The sequence below is a fragment of the Neisseria sp. Marseille-Q2251 genome, from assembly GCF_940793045.1.
Lineage (GTDB): Bacteria > Pseudomonadota > Gammaproteobacteria > Burkholderiales > Neisseriaceae > Neisseria.
On record NZ_CALNWV010000072.1, the window covers coordinates 1 to 5,018 of the forward strand.

5 protein-coding genes are annotated in these 5,018 nt (G+C 52.8%); 3 read left to right on the forward strand and 2 right to left on the reverse strand.

Translation table 11 applies throughout. The features are described 5' to 3' along the window. Positions 1–205: IS630 transposase-related protein (locus tag AAG834_RS13420; protein ID WP_342032418.1), on the reverse strand; the 205-nt coding region annotated here is incomplete at its 3' end. A 331-nt stretch (positions 206–536) separates the two neighbouring features. After that, positions 537–2,045 (reverse strand): exopolyphosphatase, encoded by a 1,509-nt coding sequence (gene ppx / locus AAG834_RS13425; protein WP_003756652.1) that lies wholly within the window; start codon positions 2,043–2,045, stop codon positions 537–539. Between the two features lie 280 nt (positions 2,046–2,325). Here ppx and AAG834_RS13430 point away from each other — a divergent pair, with 280 nt between their 5' ends. The 3 genes from AAG834_RS13430 (at position 2,326) to AAG834_RS13440 (ending at position 4,907) form a co-directional block, all read left to right on the forward strand. Continuing rightward, a complete protein-coding gene (locus AAG834_RS13430) occupies positions 2,326–2,955 on the forward strand; it encodes a lytic transglycosylase domain-containing protein (protein WP_003756649.1) in 630 nt (209 codons plus the stop codon). 128 nt (positions 2,956–3,083) lie between these two features. Then, positions 3,084–4,466 carry an MFS transporter gene (locus AAG834_RS13435; protein WP_003756647.1) on the forward strand — a complete coding sequence of 461 codons (1,383 nt, stop codon included), beginning with the start codon at positions 3,084–3,086 and terminating at the stop codon, positions 4,464–4,466. 3 nt (positions 4,467–4,469) lie between these two features. Beyond that, positions 4,470–4,907, forward strand: a complete 438-nt coding sequence (locus AAG834_RS13440; protein WP_446740462.1) for a single-stranded DNA-binding protein — start codon at positions 4,470–4,472, stop codon at positions 4,905–4,907. Positions 4,908–5,018 lie beyond the last annotated feature (111 nt).

The window sequence follows — 5,018 nt, forward strand, 5'->3', positions numbered from 1 at the left end:
CATATTGAGCCAGTTTTTGCCTATCCAATTTGACGGCATTTAGACCGGTAACTTGATGTTTTAGGCTGCCTGTTTGTTTTTTAAGGCGAATCCACAGGTAAAGCGTGTTTCTTGACAAGTTAAACGTTACTGCGGTTTGGCTGATATTTTTGCATTGTTCGTAATAGTTTAAAGCTTTGTTTCTTAAGTCCGCAGAGTATGCCATGGTTAAACCTTCAAAGTTGAGTATTGTACTATTTTGTTTTTAATTTACTATAGCAGCAAACGATAAACGTTTTTTACTTGCTTAATCTTAAATAGGAAACACTATCGATGTGTTAGAACATTATGTTTGAGTGATTTATTGAGGAAAGCCCATGCTTCATCCCAAACCATACCCATTGATAAAATATCTGATGGGTCAGCCCTTATCGACCTGTTTCAAATACTAAAAAATATTGGATTCAAAATCCTTATCTCAAATCACGACATCCCTGCAAATAACAAAAAGGTCGTCTGAATCTAATTTTCAGACGACCTTTTTACTATTTTCAGCCCTATTGAGGCTGCACGTTGAAAGGCATATCGATCTTTTGCCATTGCGCGCTTTCGTAGTCGAGCGCGGCGGCGATTAGGGGGTGTTGTTCGAGCCAGTTTTGGCTGATGCGCAGGATGAAGCCTTTGCCGGTTTCGTCGGCGCGCAGTTGGGTTTGCGGCGGCAGATCCAAAGGCAGGCGGGCGCGGCAGAAAAGTGCGGCGAGGCGCAGGGAAAGGACGGCGTACCAAAGCATTTCGCTGCTACCGACGATGTCCGCCATTTTTTTCATGTCGCCGCGGTGTCCGATGACCAGTTGCGCGAGTATGGTTTGTTCTTTGCGGGAGAAGCCGGGCATATCGGCGTTTTCGAGGATGTAGGCGGAGTGTTTGTGGTAGCCGGTGTGGGCGATGTCGAGTCCGATTTCGTGCAGTCTGCCTGCCCAGCCGAGGTATTGTTGCCATTGGGCAAGGTCTTGGACGGTTACGTTTTTGGCGTGGCACAGGCTGTCCATAAAGGCTTGCGCGGTTTCGGCGACGCGTTTGGCTTGGTTGAGGCTGACGTGGTAGCGGTTTTGGAACTCAGCGGTCGTCTGATCGCGCATGTCTTCGTTCAAACCTCGCCCAATCAGATCGTAGAATACGCCGTCGCGCAGGGCGGCTTCGGTAACGGTCATTTTGGTGAGTTCGAGTTCTTCAAACGCTGCCATCATGACGGCCAGTCCGCCGGCGAACACTTCCACGCGTTCGGGCTTGAGGCTTTCGAATTTGGCTTTTTTGACGGAACCGGCTTCAATGATGCGGTCGGCGAGGTAGCGCATGCCTTTGTAGGTGATGTCGGCTTCTTGGGGCAGCTCGGCGGCGATGAGGTCGCGGATGGATTTGGCGGAGCCGGATGTGCCGATGGCGAAATCCCAACCTGTACGCTTCATGAGTTTGCTGATGCGCTGGATTTCGTTACGTGCGGCAGAGATGGCGGCTTGGAAGTCTTTGGCGGTGATTTTGTTTTGGAAGAAACGCAGGCTGTAAGTGACGCAGCCTAAGGGCAGGCTTTCGGTAGCGAGCGGCTGGAGGTCGGAGCCGATGACGAATTCGGTCGAGCCGCCGCCGATGTCGATGACGAGCATCTTGTCGCCGTTGGGCGGTAGGGTGTGGACGACGCCGGTGTAAATGAGGCGGGCTTCTTCACGGCCTGCGATGATTTCGATGGGGAAGCCCAGTGCGGCTTCGGCTTTGGGTAGGAATTGGGCGATATTTTTTGCTACGCGGAAGGTATTGGTCGCCACAACGCGCACTTGTTCGGGTTTGAACCCGCGCAGCCGTTCGCCGAATTTTGCCAAACAGTCCAAGGCGCGCTCTTGTGATGCTTCGTCGAGGTTTTTATGTTCGTCCAAACCGGCGGCAAAACGCACCATTTGTTTGAAGGAATCGATGACTTTCAGTTGTCCGTTGTTGTTTTCGCAAACTTGGAGGCGGAAGCTGTTGGAACCTAAATCGACGGATGCCAGGACGTTGGTGGGCGTAGTGGTCATGAAGAAATACCGGTGGATAAACGAAGCTCTAATGTTACTCTGTCCCGCCGTTGATTGACAATATCGCAGATCAACTTTAAACCGCCGCAATATTGCACCGTATTGATGTATCACGCATTGTCTGTTTCAAGTCAATCTGCTCATCAATGATGTACGCCACCTTTGATTCTGCACGGAGATATTCTTATAATACCCGTTTTGCAAACGTCAAAAGGTCGTCTGAAAACAAAAATAGGGTTTTCAGACGACCTTTAAACCGACTAAACGAATGACAGTACACATGAAAACGGAAAACCTTATCCTCACGCCCGAATCCCCGTCCCGCCGCCGCTTTTTACTGGCTGGCGGCGCATTGCTGCTCAGCCCGGCAGCCGCACTCGCCGGTGCGCAACGCGAAGAAACGCTTGCCGACGATGTCGCTTCAGTGATGCGCAGCTCCATCAACAATGTCAATCCGCCGCGCCTCGTGTTCGCCGATCCAAACGAAGGCGAACGCTGGCTGGCGGCAATGTCTTCCCGCCTTGCCCGCTACGTTCCCGATGCCGCCGAACGCCGCCGCCTGCTGGTCAACATCCAATACGAAAGCAGCCGCGCGGGGTTGAATACCCAAGTGATTTTGGGCTTGATCGAAGTCGAGAGCGCGTTCCGCCAATACGCCATCAGCGGCGTGGGCGCGCGCGGGCTGATGCAGGTCATGCCGTTTTGGAAAAACTATATCGGCAAACCTTCGCACAACCTGTTCGACATCCGCACCAACCTGCGCTACGGCTGCACCATCCTGCGCCACTACAACAATATCGAAAAAGGCAACATCGTCCGCGCTTTGGCGCGATTCAACGGCAGCCTGGGCAGCAACAAATACCCCAACGCCGTCTTGGGCGCATGGCGCAACCGCTGGCAATGGGGCTGACCGCGGGGTATAAACGGCTGCGCCCGTGCAAATGCAAACCCTTTTGAATCCTGTATAATCCGCACATCTGATAATTTTAAAATTTCAGACGACCTCAAAATTCTACCGGGTCGTCTGAAAAACCGTTTATGGCAAAAGACACCCGCATCCAAATGTTCCCGCACGAATGGCGTGCCAGCACCACCCTCTCCGGCGTTTACGCACTGCGTATGTTGGGGATGTTCTTGGTTCTCCCCGTTTTGTCCTTATATGCCGCCTCGTTGCCCGGCGCGGAAAACAACAAAACCTTGGTCGGTCTGGCAATGGGTATCTACGGACTGACGCAGGCTTTGCTGCAACTGCCTTTGGGCATCGCCTCCGATAAATTCGGACGCAAAAAAACCATTTATGTCGGACTGATTGTCTTTGCCGCCGGTAGTTTTCTTGCCGCCGCCGCCAACTCATTGCCTATGCTGGTTGCCGCGCGCGCCATTCAAGGGGCGGGCGCAGTCAGCGCCGCAGTGACCGCGCTGCTTGCCGACTTGACCCGAGACGGCGTGCGTACCCGCGCAATGGCGATGATAGGTTTGAGCATAGGCTTGACCTTTTCCGTCAGCCTTGTGGTCGCCCCGATGATTGCCGACATTATCGGCGTTCCCGGATTGTTTATGCTGACCGGCATCCTGACCGTCATCAGCATAGGCGTTGTCGCTTGGATGACTCCTGATCCCGAAGTGTCCAAGCTGCACGAAGACACACAGGCGCAGCCCTCTCGCATGGGCGAAGTCCTCCGAGACCGCCAGCTTCTCAACTTGGATTTCGGCATTTTCGCGCTGCACGCCGCACAAATGGCGTTATTCACCGCCCTGCCTTTTGCCATGACGCAGCTCGGTTTGGAAAAAATCCAGCATTGGAAAGTCTATCTGCCCTCGACTATTGCAGGGCTGGTGATTATGATCCCCCTCATCATCATCGGCGAAACCCGCAACAAGCTCAAGCAAGTCTTCATCCTCGGCATCGCCTGCATCGCAGCGGCGCAAATCGGCTTATTGTTCGGCATGCACTCGATTTGGCTGATTACCGCCTATCTGGTCGTTTACTTTATCGGCTTCAACGTATTGGAAGCCAGCCTGCCGTCCATGGTATCTAAGATTGCGCCGGCCGATTTGAAAGGCACAGCGATGGGCGTTTACAATACCATGCAGTCCGTCGGGCTGTTTGTAGGCGGCGCAAGCGGCGGATGGCTGTTTCAACAATACGGCTTTGCAGGCGTTTTCACCTTTTGCAGCGTGTTGATGCTGCTATGGCTGGTCATCGCCGTGCTCGCGCCCGCGCCCAAACCCGTCAAAAACCTCAGCTATCCCGTCAGCCCCGCATGGCAGGAAAAACACGATTCGCTCTACCAAGCATTGTCCCAAGTCGAAGGCGTCGAAAGCATTACCTTCAGCGCAGACAAACAAACTATTTACATCAAGGCGTTGCAAAAAGGATTTGACCAAGAGGCCGCCGAAAACATCATCACAGGAGTTTAAAAAATGTCATTGAACAAAGTCATCCTTATCGGCCGTCTCGGTCGCGACCCCGAAGTCCGCTATATGCCCAACGGCGAAGCCGTCTGCAATTTCAGCGTCGCCACCAGCGAAACCTGGAACGACCGCAACGGCCAGCGCGTGGAACGCACCGAGTGGCACAACATCACTATGTACCGCCGCCTCGCCGAAATCGCTGGGCAATACCTGAAAAAAGGCAGCCAAGTTTATCTGGAAGGCCGCATCCAAAGCCGTAAATACCAAGGCAAAGACGGCATCGAACGTACCGCATACGACATTATCGCCAATGAAATGAAAATGCTCGGCGGCCGCAACGACAACAGCGGCGGCGCACCTTACGACGACGGCGGTTACAGCCAAGGCAGCTACCAACAACAAGCGCCACAACAACAATACCAAGCCGCCCCGCAAGCAAGGCATTGAATAAAGGAGTATAACGTTGCATATTTTTACCTATTAAAAGTGAGATGGAGTAATGTGTAATTTCCTATTTGCCAATGACCTTAAGGACTCTCATCTGGAAAATATTTTTAC